The following is a 13,966-nucleotide window of genomic DNA, read 5'->3' on the forward strand; positions in this document are numbered from 1 at the left end:
GTACCAATGCTGCATGCAGTGAATACGCAGCATGGTCTCCAGCGGATAGGGCCGTCGGCCATTGCCCGCCTTGGGATAAAACGGCTCGATGACAGCGGTCATATTCTGCCATGGCAGAATCTGCTCCATGCGGGAGAGGAAAATCTCTTTTCGGGTCTGACGGCGCTTAGTGCTGAATTCACTATCGGCGAAGGTGAGTTGATGGCTCATGATGTCCCTCTGGGATGCGCTCCGGATGAATATGATGATCTCATATCAGGAACTTGTTCGCACCTTCCCTAAGCAACATGCTGCAACCATAAATTAAATAGGGAGATTATGACGGCCGCTAAATTAATCCCAATTCGCGGCCGTCCTTAACCATCACTGTGCTTTTCTTTCGCCCTCCGGCGGATTCAACAGCGCAAACAACATGCGCCGCTTATCGTTATCACTCATGGTCCCCATCAGCGCCACCAGTTGCGCATCAAGCTGGCCCTTTTTCTCCACCAACCCCGCCTCCGTTCAACCTTTTGCGCGGGCTCCAATAGCTCGTCGGCGGAGAAGTGGAGATAGCCCAGGGTAACGTCAGCGCTATGGAATGTTTTATGATCCTGCAGGCATTTAAGGATATACATCAAAATGTGGAATAACTGCAGGAAAGAACCTGCCAGATGACAATTGCAGAAATATCACAAGAGGTGCCAGTTTAAACCGCAGCATGTGGCAACCCTTCTGGACGCCGCCATCCGGAGATGGAAACGTCCGTTAGCGTTTTATTCGATAGTCAGCTCACACGAGTTCTTTGAGCTGCTCCTGCATGTAGGTTGAAAAATACTCTGGGTTTTTGATAAGGATGCGGTTACCGGAGGCAACTTTTTCTGCCCATCCGGCCACTTTTTTCGTGAACTCAGGATTCCATCCCTCCTGCTCACCCCGTGCCATCACAACTTCCGGACTCGCTGGCACACCTAAGTCATGCAAATACTTTAGAATTCCCTTAGCGGTGCTTTCATCCATTGAATGGGGTACTGACGCCGAAGTGTTCATACCACCGATAAAATCCAAGGCTTTCTCAATTGCTGTTGGCATGCTCTTATCCTTAAAATTAACCACGTTAGAGACACCTTGATACTATGTACCCAACTCCGCCGGGATATCAAAGAGAACATCGCCTTTCTTTGACTTACCCCGCAGCTAAACGCTTGCGCGGCTGTTTTCTGCGCTATTTTTTTGCTTCTCCGGCTAAAACCAGCCCGGTCGCCACCGCATTGCGCGGGCCTTCAGTGCCACGGATGTTGCCCTGCCCGGCGACAACGCCGTAATGCGCCAGCGCATCGGTGATCATCTGCGGAATTTCAAAATCCAGCGATGAACCGCCTACCAGCACCACAAAAGTGATATCGCGAATGGAGCCGCCAGGTGATACCTGGCGTAACGCGCGCAGACAGTTGGTGACAAAAACTTTCTCTTTGGCCTGACGACGCACCAGACGAATCTTCTCCAGCGAGGTCTGGTTATCAACCGGGATCAGCTCGCCGTCTTTCAGATACACCACTTTGGCAAATACTGACGGGCTGAGCGGTTCACGAAAAAACTCCACCGCGCCGTTCTCGTGGCGAATGCTGAACAGGCTCTCCACTTTGGCCAGCGGGTATTTTTTAATTTCCTCTGCCAAAAACGGATCGCTTAAGCCCAGTTCCGTTTGAATTAGCAGGCTGACCATATTCCCCGCCCCGGCAAGATGTACCGCCTTCACTACGCCGTCGCTATTAATAATGGCGGCATCGGTGGATCCTGCGCCTAAATCGAGGATCGCCAGCGGAGCGGCGCATCCAGGCGTCGTTAACGCGCCAGCCACGGCCATGTTGGCTTCCACACCACCGACTTCAACTGGGGTATTTAACCGGGCGCTTAGCTCGCTGGCGATAGCCTGCATCTGTAAGCGATCGGATTTCACCATCGCCGCAATGCCAACGGCGTTCTCCATTGAACATTCCCCGGCAATGCCACCCTGCACCGCGCGGGGAATAAACGTATCCACCGCCAGAAGATCCTGAATATGCACGGCGTTCATGTCATGACCAGTCAGCGAGGCCATTACCTTACGTACCCGCTCAAGCATCCCGCCCGCGTGCGTACCTGCTTCACCGCGAATATCGCACACGGGCGCACAGGCGCTCATCGCCTGCATAATGGCCTGCGCGCCCTGCGCTACGTCGGCTTCACCGCCGCGCTTTTCGCCACGGATAAAGATCTTACCCGCCGGGATCGTTCGCGACTGCACATCCCCCTGCGGCGTTTTCAGCACCACGGCGGAGCGGTTACCAATCAGCGCTCTGGCGATGGGGACGATGGTTTGCGTTTCCTCCGGCGTCAGGGCAAAAAAGGTTGCGATACCGTAAGGATTCGACAATACCCGCACCACCTGCCCGGCGGCCGCCACTTCCACCGCCGCCAGCACGCCTTCCGGCACCTTCTCAAGTAAGGTGACTTCATCAACCACCGGCATTGCCCGACGCAGGCGATTGTTGACCAGTACGCCATCATCCTTTTTCAGGATCGCCGCCACCACGTTGATCCCACGATCCAACGCCGCATTGATAAGCCAGACCGCTTCAAGGAAATCGATCTCTTCGCCCACCAGCGGGATCCAGCCCTGCGCAAAGCAATCCTCGCTCAGTGATGCCAGCTTATCCACGCTGATGGTGGTTCCCATCCCCACGCCGACGCCACCCGGCGTTTGCGGGTTATGGCCAATCATTGTCGATTCAGTAATGATGGTTTCAGTGATGGTTTCCATCGCCACATCGCCAATCACCGGCGCGGCCTCATTGATGCAGATTTTCGCCACGTCCTGAAGCGACCACGGTGTTTTATCCAGTGCCTGCTGCAGAGAAGCGACCACCCCGGCAATGTTGTCCCGCGTCCCTTTCATGCCCGTGGTGGCGACAATCCCGCTGGCGATAAACTGCCCATGCTGCGCCAACGCCACTTCGGTGGTGGCGTTGCCGATATCAATCCCGGCGATTAACGGCATACCTCCCTCCGTCACTGGCTACCTTTACGCAGCTTGTTTCTCTGCTGATACACCTCTGCCGACTCGCGGACAAAGGCAGCGTTCACCGTGGCATGCCAGGTGTGCTCCAGCTCATCGGCAATCGCCTGTAGTTCCGCGAATGAAGAACGAAACGGACGTAGCGCATTATAGATTTCCAGAATACGAGCATCCGGGATGGCAATCAGTTCCGCCGCGCGACGGAAATTGCGCGCCACGGCGTGACGCTGCATCTGTTCGGCAATCTGCGCCTGGTACTCCAGCGTTTGCTGAGAAATACGCACATCCTGCGGCCCGACCTTGCCTGCCAGCACATTCTCAAGGGTAATGTCGGTTAACGGTTTCCCGCCAGGCGTCTGGATTTTCTCCGGGCAGCGGGTGGCTAATGGGTAATCCTGCGCGGTCATGATGTTGTCGTTCATGGTCATTCCCTCACCAGTGCAATATGCAGCGTGACAGGCGCAGCATCCTGCACCACATGTTTGGTTTCTTTGATGTGAAACAGCGCGGCCTTGGCCATAAATTTAGGGCGCACCATCTGGTCATTGACCACCGGCACCGGCGAAGGCGACTCTTTGCGTGCATAGCGCGCGGCGTTTTTACCGATCTGGCGATAGGTTTCCAGCGTCAGCAGCGGAGCCTGAGAGAACAGTTCAAGGTTACTCAGCGGCAGCAGATCGCGCTGATGAATCACCGTGGTTCCCTTCGACTGGATACCAATTCCGATGCCGGAACCGCTAAGGTTTGCCGCGTCCCACGCCATAAAAGAAACATCCGAGGTGCGCAGAATTCTCACCACCCGCGCATGCAGCCCCTCTTCTTCGATCCCCGCCACCAGCTCTTTAAGAATCGCCTTATGCGGCATATCAATCAGAGTCTTGTGCTGGTGCTTATCAAAGGCCGGACCGACACCAATCACCACTTCATCTACGCGTTCGTCCGCTGTAGCCGCCTCGCCTTCGCTTACCTGCAAGGTGAAAACCGGCTTACGTTCAGTTGTGCATTCCACGGTGTACCGCCTTATTCAATTGAGCCAGGCTGAACCACGCCCGCGATATTTTTAATTTCCGCCCAGCGCTCGGCGGAGATGCGATAGCCGGTGCCTGGTCCCTGATAATCATTAATGTCGTTAACGGCGCTTACCACCTCAAACTGGCGATCCAGAATGGCCGACGTTTGCAGGTAATCACCGGTGACGCGCTGTCTCAGCATATTGAGAATGTTACTGGCGATATCTTCGAAGCCGCTACGGCTTAGCGCGCCGACGATATCCAGCCCGGTGATATTGCGCTTCATCATCTCTTCCACGGCGGCCAGATCTTCCACCACATTGCGCGCGGGCATATCTTTGCTGCCGTGAGCATAAGTGGCGGCCTCAACTTCCTCATCGCTAATCAGCGGCAGGCCCAGTTCGCGGAACACCGCCTGAATGGCGCGTGCCGCCTTGTTGCGGATGGCGATGGTTTCTTCTTCGGTTACAGGACGCAGACCACCGTCAACCATCAGATCGCGTTGCAGAATGTTGTAATCATCGAAGTCTTCCGCGTCGAAGTTCGACCCGGCAAACATGTTGTCGTAGTTCGGTACGGCGCTATAGCCGGAGAAGATAAAGTCGGTGCCGGGAAGCATTTGCATCAGGGTACGGGCGGTACGGCGAATATCAGAGTGGGAAAAGGTCTGGTCATTGGCGGAGGCCACTTCAAGGTCGAGCATTGAGGCAATCAGGTTTTCCGCCAGCACCGCGCGGATCCCCGACGGCACCGCGCCGGTCATGCCAATACAGCTGACCGCACCGTTTTGCAGCCCCTGTACGCCCGCGCCTTTGGTGATAAAGATGCAGCGCGACTCCAGATAGAGCATCGATTTACTCTCGGAATAGCCCATCAGCGCTTCCGAACCGGTGCCAGAGGTGTAACGCATTTTCAGTCCGCGAGACGCATAGGCCGAGGCGAGAAACGCTTTGGACCACGGCGTATCATCGCCGTCGGTAAACACCGACTCTGTACCGTATACCGACACGGTTTCGGCGTAGCTGGTTAACCCGCACATCCCCAGCTCCAGCTCAGTCGCCTCCTCAACGGAACATTGCGTGAGCACGCCGGGGCGACCGCACTGGGAACCGACCAGCAGCGCCAGGGCGTTAAACGGTGCATAGCGGGCGATCCCGACCGTCGTTTCCTGTTCTGAAAAACCACGGATCCCCGCTTCAGCCGCATCGGCGGCAATCTGTACCGGGTTGTCTTTCAGGTTGGTGACATGGCACTGGTTGGACGGCGTGCGTCTGGCGCGCATTTTTTGCAGCGCCATCATCATTTCCACCACGTTCATTTGCGCCATCACCTCCACCGCTTTCGCCGGGGTGATAGCGGTGGTAATAGCAACAATCTCTTCCCGGCTAACGTGGATATCCACCAGCATTCTGGCGATCTCCAGCGCGTCGAGCCGCATTGCCCGTTCAGTTTCAGCTACGTTAATCGCGTAGTCGGCAATAAAACGGTCAATCATGTCGAACTCGGCGCGGCTCTTGCCGTCCAGCTCAACAATACGACCATTCTCTACCTTCACCGACGAAGCCGGATCGTAGGGGCTTTCCATGGCGATCAGCCCCTCTTCAGGCCATTCGCCAATCAGCCCATCCTGATTTACAGGGCGCTTCGCAAGCACTTCGAATCGTTTTGATCTTCTCATAGTTTATGGACTCAAAAGATAAAAAATAGGGACGCCGGGCCGTATTGCCGGGGACACACCACCCGGCATTCGCCTTTCATCAGCAATGGCCGAACTCTAAATGAGCACAGCAATAAAAAAATAAAATTAATTTCGTTCCAATTTGGCACGTAATAAAAATTCATCGTTCCATATTGAAACGGTTCTCAGGAATATCCGGAGCGAATTGTGACGAAGTTAAATGATCATTATCAATAAACACCAACACACAAAATCAAATTAATACTTTTTAAATTTTCACCCTATTGACTTAATAACGCGCGGCGAGAAAATAAAGCCAAACCCAATGATAAAAAAATAGCTGTATCGCGATATTTTCGTGACCTCAGCCCTACAACATTTTCAGGAGAGACTGTGAATAAGAGCCAACCAATCGCCACCATTACGCTGGCGGCGGCGAAAAAAATGGCGCAGGCCGTCGAGGCTAAAGCGCTTGAGATCAACGTGCCGGTAGTCTTTTCCGTGGTGGATCGCGGCGGCAACACGCTGCTGATGCAACGCATGGACGACGCGTTTGTCACCAGTTGTGATATTTCTCTTAATAAAGCGTATACCGCCTGCTGTCTGCGGCAGGGGACCCATGAAATTACCGACGCGGTACAACCGGGTGCGTCACTATATGGTTTACAGCTAACAAATCAACAGCGCATTGTTATTTTTGGCGGCGGCTTACCTGTCATGTTAAACGATAAATTAATCGGTGCTGTCGGCGTAAGTGGCGGTACTGTCGAACAAGACATGTTATTAGCACAAACCGCACTGAATTGTTTCTCTGAATTATAATTTAAATCTAAGAAGGTAAATTATGAGCTATCGTATGTTTGATTACCTGGTGCCAAATGTGAACTTTTTTGGCCCGAATGCTATTTCCGTCGTTGGCGAACGCTGCAAACTGTTGGGTGGTAAAAAAGCGCTGCTGGTGACTGATAAAGGTCTGCGAGCCATTAAGGACGGCGCGGTTGATAAAACCCTCGAACATCTGCGTGAAGCCGGTATTGACGTGGTGGTGTTTGACGGCGTCGAGCCAAACCCTAAAGACACCAACGTGCGCGACGGCCTGGACGTTTTTCGTAAAGAGCAATGCGATATCATCGTTACCGTCGGCGGTGGTAGCCCGCATGACTGCGGTAAAGGCATCGGCATCGCAGCGACGCACGAAGGCGATCTCTATAGCTATGCCGGGATTGAAACCCTGACCAATCCGCTGCCGCCGATCGTCGCGGTGAATACCACCGCCGGTACCGCCAGCGAAGTCACCCGCCACTGCGTGCTGACCAATACCAAAACCAAAGTGAAGTTTGTGATTGTCAGCTGGCGCAACCTGCCGTCGGTTTCCATCAATGACCCACTGCTGATGCTCGGCAAACCTGCGCCACTGACTGCGGCAACCGGAATGGACGCCCTGACTCACGCCGTTGAGGCCTATATTTCAAAAGATGCCAACCCGGTTACCGACGCCGCCGCTATCCAGGCAATTCGTCTGATCGCCCGCAACTTACGCCAGGCCGTAGCGCTGGGCAGCAACCTGAAAGCTCGCGAGAACATGGCCTATGCCTCTTTGCTGGCGGGTATGGCCTTCAACAACGCCAACCTTGGCTACGTTCACGCGATGGCGCATCAGCTTGGCGGTCTGTATGACATGCCGCACGGCGTAGCAAACGCCGTCCTGCTGCCGCACGTGGCACGCTATAACCTGATCGCTAATCCGGAGAAATTTGCCGACATCGCGGAGTTTATGGGTGAGAACACCGATGGTCTGTCCACCATGGATGCCGCTGAGTTGGCGATTCGCGCCATCGCTCGCCTGTCAGCCGATATCGGTATTCCGCAGCATCTGCGCGAGCTGGGCGTCAAAGAAGCCGATTTCCCGTATATGGCGGAAATGGCGCTGAAAGACGGCAATGCCTTCTCCAACCCGCGTAAAGGGAACGAGAAAGAAATTGCCGGGATCTTCCGTCAGGCATTCTGATCAATAAGGGGGCGCAATGTCACTTTCATCACCGGGCGTACATCTGTTTTATCACTCACGCTGGCAGGATACGCGCGAGCTTGATGAACTATGCTGGGGGCTGGAAGAGCAAGGCGTCCCTTGCCGGACAATCTGTTGCGACGAGCATGACTGCGCGCTGGCCCTCAGCAAGCTGGCGGCTAAAAGCTCAACGCTACGCGTGGGTCTCGGCCTCAGCGCCTGTGGTGATATTGCCCTAACCCACGCCCAGCTACCCGAGGATCGGGCGCTGGTCTGCGGGCATATCGCCGCCGGGATAGCCCACATCCGCACACTCGGCGCCAATGCAGGCCAACTGGTCAAAGTGCTTCCCTTCAGCGAGATAAAATAAATGTACCGCATCTATACCCGAACCGGTGATAAAGGCACGACCGCGCTGTTTGGCGGCAGCCGTATCGACAAAGACGACATCCGCGTTAACGCCTACGGTACGGTGGATGAACTGATTTCCCAGCTTGGCGTCTGCTATGCCAGCTCGCGCCAGGCAGAATTACGCCAGGATCTGCATGCCATCCAGAAGATGCTGTTTGTGCTGGGGGCGGAACTCGCCAGCGATGAGAAAGGTCTCGCCCGCTTAACGCAGACGATTAACGCCGAGGATATTCAGGCGCTGGAGCAACTTATTGACCGCAATATGGCGCAGAGCGGCCCCCTGAAAGAATTTGTCATTCCGGGGAAAAATCTGGCATCGGCACAGCTACACGTTGCGCGCACCCTGGCACGGCGGCTGGAGCGGATCCTCATCGCGATGGACAGAACGCTGACGTTACGCGATGAACCCAAGCGTTATATCAACCGGCTGTCGGATGCGCTGTTCTCCATGGCCAGAATCGAAGAAACTACTCCAGATGTTTGCGCTTAAACTGGCTGGCGTCGATGTCGTACTGCTTCATCTTACGCCACAAGGTGGTGCGACCAATATTCAGCAGTTGCGACATCTCCTGTACTCGCCCACTGGTGACGCGGGCGGCATGGATAATCGCCTCTTTTTCGATAGCGGTAAACGTCAGGCTGGCAGGCAGCAGGGAAGACGCCGTCTCCAGACCGGGACGCTCGGCAAACAGATAATCAGGTAAATTACTCAGCCGGATATGCCCGTTATCGCTACTGATAGCGATGTTTTCGATAATGCTGTTCAGCTCGAAGTCATTGCCCGGCCACGAATAAGCCACCAGTTGTGCCAGCGCGTCATCGTCGATCTTCAGGCTGTATGAAAAGCGTTTTTTCAGGCTATTCAGTCGCGTATAAATCAGCGAGGGAATACTGTTACGCCGCGCTCGTAGCGGCGGGATAACAATCTCAAAAGAGTGCAGCGCGTAATACAGTTGGCGGCTAAAGCGGTTTTGCTCCACCAAATTAGCGAGATCAACCGTAGTGGTGGCGATCACTTTCACATCCACCGGAATCAGCCGACGGGCATCAAGACGGGTTAACACCCCCTGCTTGATCACCTGTAGCAGCGCGGATTGCAGCTCCGGCGCCAGATATTCAATTTTCTCCAGAAACAGCGTGCCGCCGTTCGCCAGCTCAAGGCGGCTCAACCGACCATTTTCATCATCGGTGGGCGCACTGCCCATAAAATCCTGCCCCAGCACGCTGTTGGCATACAGCTGACAGTTCACGGCGATATACGGCCCGCTGGCGCGTTCGCTTTCATTGTGAATGGCCTGGCTCAGCAACTCTTTCCCGACGCCCTCTTCCCCACACAGCAGGATCGGGAAACTCCCCCTTGCCGCCTGGCGACCAAAATGGATCAAGCGTCGGGTTTCTGGATCGTCCGTCGACATCTGCTCAAAGGTGTGGCTCACCTTACCAAGCTGGCTGGTCATCAGCTGACGCATTTGCTCCACCGGGTGCAGCAGCAGGATAAAGCTGTTGCCCTGCTCCTCAACAATCGGCTTCAGGGTGATAACAGCATCAACAAACTGGTGCTGGCTTTCAAAAGTGACTTCGACGTGATTCAGACCGCGGGCATGTTTAATTGCCCGACGCAGCAGCATGGGCATATTGAGCAGGTCGTGAATGTTTTTGCCCTGGCTGGCCTGCGCATCGAGATGCAAAAGCAGCGCCGCGCGCGCATTGAGGAACTGCAACACCCCCTGCTCATTCCAGGCCATCACGCCATCATCCATGCTCTCCAGCAGCCCGTACATCTGGTTCAGATGGCGGTTGGATTCTGCCAGCAGGCTGTCGGTCAGCAATGAATTGCCGACTTCTCTGGCAATCGCCAGCGTCAGGGATAAATCAGAAACGGACTCATGCTCTACCAGACAGCATAATGAGATGGAGCCAAACAGACGCCCATGGTTATCGAACACTGGCGTCGAGCAAAACGACCACGGATGCAGCGCCTGTTTAAAGTGCTGAGCGCCAGAGGTTTTTGTCGGCTGGCCCGGCATTGTCGCCAGCGACAGCGCACAGCTGCCGATAATGCTTTCCGCGCAATAGCTGCCGTCGCGAAACCCAAGCTCCGCCAGCTGTTCTATCGTCTGCGGATCGCCGCAACGGCTGAGAATACAGGCCGATTCATCCAGAATCAGCAGCGCGCACGGACGACCGTCCATAAACTCCCAGGCATCTTCCAGCGCGGCCTGCGCAATCGTGAGCAGCGCCGTCTTACGACGACAAATCGACTCAAAGGTCAGCCCTTGCGCCTGATGCGGCGCCTGCCAGGTTTCCCGCTGCATGAACTTGCTGCAACGATGCCAGGACTGGGCGAGAACCGAAGAGACTTCCTGCCCGATGCTATGCGTATGCGCCGTCATATCCATTTCCGCTGTTTTACCATAGACAACCCCTCCGGCAGAGACTGTCAGAGGGGGAGAAGATGCTGGGTAAATTTACCGATGCCCGATTAACGCGCCAGCCACTGCTGTCCCAGCAGGTCTGCCGTCAAAATAGCGGCATGTACGCTTTCAGGCGTCACCGGGAACGGCATATTGTGAATGGTTTCACCTTCTGCGCAGGTGGCTTTAGCCACGGCCATGATCTTGCCATCAATGTCATCTTTTACGCCCATTTCCGCTAACGTTACCGGCAGGCCCACTTTCTGACAGAAATTCAGCACGGTTTCGATCTCTTCCATCGGGCTGTTCTGCAGCACCAGCTGCGCCAGCGTACCAAAGGCGACTTTTTCACCGTGGTACAGATGGTGGCACTCTTCCAGAATCGTAAAGCCGTTATGGATGGCATGTGCCCCCGCAAGTCCGCTGCTTTCAAAACCGATACCGCTGAGGTAGGTGTTGGCTTCGACAATACGTTCCAGCGCATCGGTCACCACACCAGCCTGGGCGGCTAAGCGTGCCTTTTCGCCTTCCGCCAGCAGGGTATCATAGCACAGGCGCGCCAGGCTCAGCGCCGCCACGGTGGACTGCCCGCCCGCCATGCTGGTCGCCCGAGCGTCATAACAGGCTTTCGCTTCAAACCAGGTCGAGAGCGCATCGCCCATCCCGGCCACCAGCAGACGTACCGGCGCTTTGGCAATAATTGCGGTATCCATCACCACCATATCCGGGTTTTTCGGGTAGATCAGATACTCTTCAAATTCACCCGCTTCGGTATAGATAACGGACAGCGCGCTGGTTGGCGCATCGGTAGAGGCGATGGTCGGGATCACCACTACCGGCAGCTTCTGGTAATAACCAATCGCTTTGGCGGTATCTAACGTTTTCCCGCCACCAATCCCAACCACGCCGCGGCAACCGTGTTTTTTCAGAATGGCAATCAGGCGATTAATTTCAACATGGCTGCATTCACCGTTGAAGCGTTCCGCGTGGCAGCTAATGTCATGGCTGTGCAGGCCACTGAGTACCTTTTCTCCCGCCAGCTTCATCACGAAGTCGTCCGCAATCACGAAAAAGCTGTCCGCCAGATTTTTAGCGTATTGACCAAATAAGGTAGAAGCGTCAGGACCCTGGAGATATTTGGCTGGAGATTGAATAACTTTTAGCATTCCTTTCATCCTCAAATAAGTACATGTTTTTACATGGTGAGCCCTGGCGTTAACCCGTTTAGCCTGATGTTGACGGCGAAAGCGGACGTACCGGAGCGATGTAATAACTGTATGGCGAGGCGTGCACAAAAAAATCTTTCGTTATTTTGTTCTGATATGGAACAGATAAAAATGACATGCGTTTCATATTGGAACACTTAACCACAAAAATAATGAGGTTTGCGATCTCGATCCGTTCCTTTACCGCGAAATCACCGACAAACACGATGATAAATTTCTCCAATTACGCGCCATCCTGCGTAAAACCCCGCAAAAAAGACTGACTGCGCCGTGTGGCCTGCTCTGATCCCAGGAGAAAAAAGTCGAGCTGGTTCGCATTGTGATGATTTCTCGCCTAATTAAGTTTCATTTCGGAACAAAAAACAGCAATCACGTTTCGTAATGAAACTCATTTTCGCGTTGTTTTTTTCCATGCTGACTTCGCCAGAATCTCTCTATCGCCTCCGCACCATGAACATGCATTCGGGGGTTTGTCTTACACTCAACCTCGAGGAGCCGTTATGTCTCAATTCTTTTTTAATCAACGCCCCCATCTCGTTAGCGACGTGATCGACGGTACAATTATCACCAGCCCGTGGAATAACCTGGCGCGTCTGGAGAGCGATCCGGCCATTCGCATCGTGGTTCGCCGCGACCTTAACAAAAATAACGTGGCGGTGATCTCCGGCGGCGGTTCAGGACACGAACCCGCGCACGTTGGGTTTATCGGCAAAGGAATGCTGACCGCGGCGGTCTGCGGCGACGTGTTCGCCTCCCCGAGCGTGGATGCGGTACTGACCGCTATTCAGGCAGTGACCGGTGAGGCTGGCTGTCTGTTGATCGTGAAGAACTACACTGGTGACCGTCTTAATTTCGGTCTCGCCGCCGAGAAAGCGCGACGCCTGGGCTACAACGTTGAAATGCTGATAGTCGGTGACGATATCTCCCTGCCGGATAACAAACATCCGCGTGGCATTGCGGGAACCATCCTGGTGCATAAAATCGCCGGCTATTTCGCTGAACGCGGCTATAACCTCGCCACCGTCCTGCGTGAAGCGCAGTACGCAGCCAACAACACCTTCAGCCTGGGTGTTGCGCTTTCCAGCTGCCATCTGCCGCAAGAAACCGACGCCGCGCCGCGCCATCATCCGGGTCATGCAGAGCTGGGCATGGGGATTCACGGCGAACCGGGAGCCTCGGTTATCGATACGCAAAACAGTGCGCAGGTGGTGAATCTGATGGTGGATAAGCTACTGACGGTCCTGCCTGAAACCGGCAGAGTGGCGGTGATGATTAACAATCTTGGCGGCGTGTCCGTTGCGGAAATGGCTATTATCACCCGCGAACTGGCAAGCAGTCCGCTGTACCCGCGTATCGACTGGCTGATTGGTCCGGCCTCGCTGGTCACCGCGTTGGATATGAAAGGATTCTCACTGACGGCCATCGTGCTTGAAGAGAGCATCGAAAAAGCGCTGCTGACCGAAGTGGAAACCAGCAACTGGCCGACTCCCGTCCCACCGCGTGAAATCAGCTACGCGCCATCATCCCAGCGCAGCGCGCGCGTGGAATTCCAGCCCTCTGCCAACGCGCTGGTCGCCGGGATTGTGGAGCTTATCACCGGAACGCTTTCCGGTCTGGAAGCACATCTCAACGCGCTGGATGCCAAAGTCGGCGATGGCGATACGGGTTCAACCTTTGCCGCTGGCGCGCGTGAAATTGCCAGTCTGCTGCAGCGTCAGCAGCTTCCGCTGGATGACCTTGCCACACTGTTCGCGCTGATTGGCGAACGTCTGACCGTGGTGATGGGCGGTTCCAGCGGCGTGCTGATGTCTATTTTCTTTACTGCCGCCGGGCAGAAACTGGAGCAGGGAGCTAACGTTGCCGAAGCGCTGAATACAGGTCTGGCGCAGATGAAGTTCTACGGCGGCGCAGACGAAGGCGATCGCACCATGATAGATGCCCTGCAACCCGCACTGACCTCACTGCTGGCGCAGCCGCACAACCTGCATGCCGCTTTTGACGCCGCGCAAGCCGGAGCCGAACGAACCTGCCTGTCGAGCAAAGCCAATGCAGGTCGCGCATCGTATCTGAGCAGCGAAAGCTTGTTGGGTAATATGGACCCCGGCGCGCATGCCGTCGCAATGGTATTTAAAGCGCTGGCAGAGAGTGAATTGAGCTAAGCCATAAATGCCTGATGCGCTTC

General features: G+C 55.0%; 13 protein-coding genes and 1 pseudogene. 5 read left to right on the forward strand and 9 right to left on the reverse strand.

The genetic code is table 11. The annotated features are described in order from the left end of the window. The 7 genes and pseudogenes from FHD02_RS20620 to FHD02_RS20645 all read right to left on the reverse strand — a co-directional run. Positions 1 to 210: pseudogene (locus FHD02_RS20620) on the reverse strand (IS5/IS1182 family transposase); the annotation flags it as partial. Positions 211 to 363: 153 nt separating this feature from the next. Next, positions 364 to 489: a hypothetical protein gene (locus FHD02_RS24760; RefSeq protein ID WP_309241901.1), complete on the reverse strand. Its 126-nt coding sequence runs from the start codon at positions 487 to 489 to the stop codon at positions 364 to 366. Positions 490 to 771: 282 nt separating this feature from the next. Continuing rightward, positions 772 to 1,095 (reverse strand): DUF1889 family protein, encoded by a 324-nt coding sequence (locus tag FHD02_RS20625; protein WP_001573898.1) that lies wholly within the window; start codon positions 1,093 to 1,095, stop codon positions 772 to 774. Between the two features lie 109 nt (positions 1,096 to 1,204). Further along, positions 1,205 to 3,019, reverse strand: coding sequence for a diol dehydratase reactivase subunit alpha (locus tag FHD02_RS20630; RefSeq protein ID WP_220394283.1), 1,815 nt, complete (start codon positions 3,017 to 3,019; stop codon positions 1,205 to 1,207). A gap of 11 nt (positions 3,020 to 3,030) precedes the next feature. Further along, positions 3,031 to 3,459 (reverse strand): diol dehydratase small subunit, encoded by a 429-nt coding sequence (locus FHD02_RS20635; RefSeq protein WP_061382555.1) that lies wholly within the window; start codon positions 3,457 to 3,459, stop codon positions 3,031 to 3,033. A gap of 2 nt (positions 3,460 to 3,461) precedes the next feature. Next, positions 3,462 to 4,046 (reverse strand): propanediol/glycerol family dehydratase medium subunit, encoded by a 585-nt coding sequence (locus tag FHD02_RS20640; protein ID WP_220394284.1) that lies wholly within the window; start codon positions 4,044 to 4,046, stop codon positions 3,462 to 3,464. An 11-nt stretch (positions 4,047 to 4,057) separates the two neighbouring features. Then, positions 4,058 to 5,725 (reverse strand): propanediol/glycerol family dehydratase large subunit, encoded by a 1,668-nt coding sequence (locus tag FHD02_RS20645; protein ID WP_137360679.1) that lies wholly within the window; start codon positions 5,723 to 5,725, stop codon positions 4,058 to 4,060. A 393-nt stretch (positions 5,726 to 6,118) separates the two neighbouring features. Between FHD02_RS20645 and FHD02_RS20650 the strand changes: the two genes are divergently transcribed. Genes FHD02_RS20650 through FHD02_RS20665 form a run of 4 tightly spaced genes read left to right on the forward strand, consistent with a single transcriptional unit; the run spans position 6,119 to position 8,634 of the window. Then, the gene (locus tag FHD02_RS20650) at positions 6,119 to 6,547 is read left to right on the forward strand and encodes a heme-binding protein (RefSeq protein WP_007372190.1); all 429 of its coding nucleotides are present in this window, start codon (positions 6,119 to 6,121) and stop codon (positions 6,545 to 6,547) included. Between the two features lie 22 nt (positions 6,548 to 6,569). Continuing rightward, complete coding sequence (gene dhaT, locus FHD02_RS20655; protein ID WP_007372189.1) at positions 6,570 to 7,733, forward strand: 1,3-propanediol dehydrogenase; 1,164 nt, start codon at positions 6,570 to 6,572, stop codon at positions 7,731 to 7,733. Positions 7,734 to 7,749: 16 nt separating this feature from the next. Further along, positions 7,750 to 8,103, forward strand: coding sequence for a glycerol dehydratase reactivase beta/small subunit family protein (locus FHD02_RS20660; RefSeq protein WP_137370694.1), 354 nt, complete (start codon positions 7,750 to 7,752; stop codon positions 8,101 to 8,103). Beyond that, positions 8,104 to 8,634 carry a cob(I)yrinic acid a,c-diamide adenosyltransferase gene (locus tag FHD02_RS20665; protein WP_042311088.1) on the forward strand — a complete coding sequence of 177 codons (531 nt, stop codon included), beginning with the start codon at positions 8,104 to 8,106 and terminating at the stop codon, positions 8,632 to 8,634. Here the strand turns inward: FHD02_RS20665 and dhaR are convergent. After that, positions 8,612 to 10,537 carry a dihydroxyacetone kinase operon transcriptional regulator DhaR gene (dhaR, locus tag FHD02_RS20670; RefSeq protein ID WP_061382556.1) on the reverse strand — a complete coding sequence of 642 codons (1,926 nt, stop codon included), beginning with the start codon at positions 10,535 to 10,537 and terminating at the stop codon, positions 8,612 to 8,614. The genes FHD02_RS20665 and dhaR overlap by 23 nt on opposite strands. A gap of 89 nt (positions 10,538 to 10,626) precedes the next feature. Further along, positions 10,627 to 11,724 carry a glycerol dehydrogenase gene (locus FHD02_RS20675; protein ID WP_220394285.1) on the reverse strand — a complete coding sequence of 366 codons (1,098 nt, stop codon included), beginning with the start codon at positions 11,722 to 11,724 and terminating at the stop codon, positions 10,627 to 10,629. Positions 11,725 to 12,284: 560 nt separating this feature from the next. Between FHD02_RS20675 and FHD02_RS20680 the strand changes: the two genes are divergently transcribed. Further along, positions 12,285 to 13,943 (forward strand): glycerone kinase, encoded by a 1,659-nt coding sequence (locus FHD02_RS20680; protein ID WP_137360677.1) that lies wholly within the window; start codon positions 12,285 to 12,287, stop codon positions 13,941 to 13,943. Positions 13,944 to 13,966 lie beyond the last annotated feature (23 nt).

Origin of the sequence: Citrobacter sp. EC_71, from assembly GCF_019584005.1 — a bacterium.
Classification (GTDB): domain Bacteria; phylum Pseudomonadota; class Gammaproteobacteria; order Enterobacterales; family Enterobacteriaceae; genus Citrobacter; species Citrobacter werkmanii.

Bases quoted from the DNA above. Each gene is read 5' to 3' on its own strand.
- FHD02_RS20680 (WP_137360677.1), top strand. From the start codon at position 12,285: ATGTCTCAATTCTTTTTTAATCAACGCCCCCATCTCGTTAGCGACGTG.
- dhaR (WP_061382556.1), bottom strand. From the start codon at position 10,537: ATGACGGCGCATACGCATAGCATCGGGCAGGAAGTCTCTTCGGTTCTC.
- FHD02_RS20630 (WP_220394283.1), bottom strand. From the start codon at position 3,019: ATGCCGTTAATCGCCGGGATTGATATCGGCAACGCCACCACCGAAGTG.
- dhaT (WP_007372189.1), top strand. From the start codon at position 6,570: ATGAGCTATCGTATGTTTGATTACCTGGTGCCAAATGTGAACTTTTTT.
- FHD02_RS20675 (WP_220394285.1), bottom strand. From the start codon at position 11,724: ATGCTAAAAGTTATTCAATCTCCAGCCAAATATCTCCAGGGTCCTGAC.
- FHD02_RS20665 (WP_042311088.1), top strand. From the start codon at position 8,104: ATGTACCGCATCTATACCCGAACCGGTGATAAAGGCACGACCGCGCTG.
- FHD02_RS20660 (WP_137370694.1), top strand. From the start codon at position 7,750: ATGTCACTTTCATCACCGGGCGTACATCTGTTTTATCACTCACGCTGG.
- FHD02_RS20635 (WP_061382555.1), bottom strand. From the start codon at position 3,459: ATGAACGACAACATCATGACCGCGCAGGATTACCCATTAGCCACCCGC.
- FHD02_RS20645 (WP_137360679.1), bottom strand. From the start codon at position 5,725: ATGAGAAGATCAAAACGATTCGAAGTGCTTGCGAAGCGCCCTGTAAAT.